Below are 2,704 nucleotides of genomic sequence, written 5' to 3'. Positions count from 1 at the left end.
GCGCGGCCTCCGCGCAAGCCGCACCGCCGGGGTTAGCTGCGAGATCGCGCCGCACTGAGGTGCGGCGCTCCCAGGCCGGACCGGACTGGACGTGAGGCTGAACTTAATGGCAGTGATCCTAAAGCCTACGGACGACGCATCGGCCTCAGGCGTTGATGTACCCCTCCAACTGCTCGATCAGCAATTGCTGCTCGGCGATGATGGCCTTGACCAGGTCGCCGATGGAAACCAGGCCGAGCAGTTGGTCGCCGTCCATCACCGGCAGGTGGCGCACGCGCCGGTCGGTCACGAGTGCGAGGGCCTCCTGAACGCTCTGGTGCGGGCCCACGCGCACCACCGGGCTCGTCATGATCTGGCGCACCGGGGTGGCGCGGGACGTCTTGCCCTTCAGGGCGACGCTGCGGGCATAGTCGCGTTCCGAGATGATCCCGACCGGACCCGTGGCGTCCATCACCAGCAGGGCGCCAATGCGTTTTTCGGCCATCAGGGTCAGGGCCTCCAGGACGCTGGCGTCCGGGTCGATGGACCAGACCTGGTGACCCTTCTGCGTGAGTATCCGCTCGATCGTTTTCATCACTCCTCCTCAAGGCGGCACCGCTGGGATTCGGTGCCGCGTTTCGTTATGGTGCCGCTGCGGGCGGCCGCGTGTGAAGCACGCGCGGCCCGGCCCTCCACCCCGCCGCAGTGTCGCGGGGATACTCCTGAGCGTAGCAGAAGCCGCGCGCCTTGCTGCCCCCGACCGGCGTCGAGCTGCACCGCGGCGCGGATCGACAACGCAAGCGCAGTGTTGCAGCGCGCCCGCCACTCGGCAAGGTCCTGGACCTTGTACCTGTTGGCAGGCCTGCTGCTCGCCTATCTGAACATCGACGAGGTGGCCTGATGCAAGACCTCAGATCGCTCAACCATACCGAGTTCGCACGCTGTCTGAACCAGACCTTTACCCTCGATCCGGGTGTCCCGGGCGAGGTCCGGGCGCTCCCGCTCGTGCTCATCGAGGTGACCGAACACGGCTCAGGTGCCGCGGGGCCGCACCGACGGCAGCCCTTCTGCGTCCTCTTCCGCGGTCCGGCGCTGCCCGTTCTGCCGCAGCGCACCTATGTCATGAATCACGACAGCCTGGGCCGCCTGGAGATCTTTCTCGTCCCACTTGGGCCGGACGGGCAAGGGATGCGCTACGAGGCCGTATTCACCTGAGGCAGTCGGCGCATGAACTCGTAGGGAATGGCCTCGCCCGCGGCCACGAAACCGAGGCGCTGATAGAGCCGCCGGGCGGGATTGTGCCCCTCCACGTAGAGGGTCACCGGCAGGGCCGACTGGTCCGCCGCACGCACCAGGTCGGTGAGCAGGGCGGTGCCGATACCCTGGCCGCGCGCCGCGGTGAGCAGCGCGATGTCCATCAGCCGCAGTTCCCCGGGGAGGCGGCATGTGTAGAGGCGCCCGATCGGCTGCCCGTCGCGCAGGATCAGGTCGAAGTGCGCGTCCGGATAGTGCTGGTGGTAATGGGTGTGCTGGGCCTCGAACTGGGAGCGCAGGAAGGCCGCCTTCTGTGCCTCGTCCCAGGCCGCGACCAGGGCCATCTCCGGCGCCCGGGAATCGGCATAGACCTGGTACAGGAACTTGAGATCCGCGGCCGTCGCCGGGCGCCGGGTGACTGGGGGTGCCGGGCTCATACTCAGGAACGCGACGGGAAGATCCCGATGAGGGCGATGATGAAATTCATCGCAAGGTTTGGCTGCATGTTGTTGTGTGGACTGGGGGTGCCGCTGCCGGTCTGGCCGACAGCCTCTGCCGCCAGCGGCACCAGGGCGCCCGGGGTCTGGTACATGGGGGCATTCCCCAGGCCATGGCCGCTGTCCGGGTTGGCCTGGTCGGCGCTCGGTACCCCCTGCATCGCGTGGGCGTGCCCGGCCAGTTCGGCGGCCGCCAGGGTCACGGTCTCGACCCCGCCCGTTTCACCCAGGTCCCGTGCCGTGAGGCCGGGACCGGTGCCCGGGTGCATGGGCGCGCGGCCCTGCAGGTTCGGCAGCGCGAAGTTGGTGCGTCCGTCGCCCCCGTAGGTGGTGCCCAGGAGCGAGAACAGGGCCGTATTGGGGGCGATCGGCAGGATCTGGCCGTTGCACAGGGCCCAGCCGCGGGGGGCGAAGTTGCCCGCGAAGATGCGGATTTCAGCGATGAATGGATCGGACATGGGCGGCTCCTCAGGTGCGCGGCGGGAAGACCCCGAACAGGGAAATGATGAAGTTCAGGCACAGGTAGGGCATGAGATTCTGATGCGGCAGGGAACCGCCGGCCTGGGTCGTCGCTTGTCCACTCATGGGTATGCTGGGCGCCCCCGCGCCGTAGATGTTGGTGCCGCTCGCGGTCGCCGTGACGTTGCCGGACGGGCTGGTCGACGTGGCCGGGCCCGTGGACGCGAACAGGGTGTGCCGATGGGCGGGCAACTGGCCCGCGGTCAGGACCACGCCCTCAGCGCCGCCGGGCTCCCCGAGCGTGCGCGGCGACAGCCCGGGGCCGGTGCCCTGGTGGATGGGCAGGCGCCCGCGCAGGTCCGGCAGGGCGAAGGTGCTCTGCCCGTCGCCGCCGTAGGTGGTGCCGATCAGGGCGAACAGGGTATCGAACTCCGCGATGGGCAGTTGCTGCCCGTCGCAGAAGGCCCAGTCTTTGGGGGCGAAGTTGCCTGCGAACAGACGGATCTCGCCAATGT

General features: G+C 68.6%; 5 protein-coding genes. 1 reads left to right on the top strand and 4 read right to left on the bottom strand.

The window, feature by feature from the left end:
• Positions 1-145: 145 nt before the first annotated feature.
• A complete protein-coding gene (locus tag QZY48_RS22525) occupies positions 146-574 on the bottom strand; it encodes a CBS domain-containing protein (protein ID WP_295435341.1) in 429 nt (142 codons plus the stop codon).
• A 305-nt stretch (positions 575-879) separates the two neighbouring features.
• Here QZY48_RS22525 and QZY48_RS22520 point away from each other — a divergent pair, with 305 nt between their 5' ends.
• The gene (locus QZY48_RS22520) at positions 880-1,194 is read left to right on the top strand and encodes a hypothetical protein (protein WP_295435340.1); all 315 of its coding nucleotides are present in this window, start codon (positions 880-882) and stop codon (positions 1,192-1,194) included.
• Here the strand turns inward: QZY48_RS22520 and QZY48_RS22515 are convergent.
• From QZY48_RS22515 to QZY48_RS22505, 3 genes are all read right to left on the bottom strand, one after another.
• Positions 1,173-1,670, bottom strand: a complete 498-nt coding sequence (locus QZY48_RS22515) for a GNAT family N-acetyltransferase (RefSeq protein ID WP_295435338.1) — start codon at positions 1,668-1,670, stop codon at positions 1,173-1,175. The genes QZY48_RS22520 and QZY48_RS22515 overlap by 22 nt on opposite strands.
• A 2-nt stretch (positions 1,671-1,672) precedes the next feature.
• The gene (locus QZY48_RS22510) at positions 1,673-2,188 is read right to left on the bottom strand and encodes a tail fiber protein (protein WP_295435336.1); all 516 of its coding nucleotides are present in this window, start codon (positions 2,186-2,188) and stop codon (positions 1,673-1,675) included.
• Positions 2,189-2,198: 10 nt separating this feature from the next.
• Positions 2,199-2,704, bottom strand: a 506-nt coding sequence (locus QZY48_RS22505) for a tail fiber protein (RefSeq protein ID WP_366929753.1), incomplete at its 5' end; no start/stop codon positions are given.

It is taken from the genome of uncultured Thiodictyon sp., assembly GCF_903828115.1.
GTDB lineage: Bacteria > Pseudomonadota > Gammaproteobacteria > Chromatiales > Chromatiaceae > Thiodictyon.
This window is presented reverse-complemented; position numbering and strand designations above follow the sequence as displayed.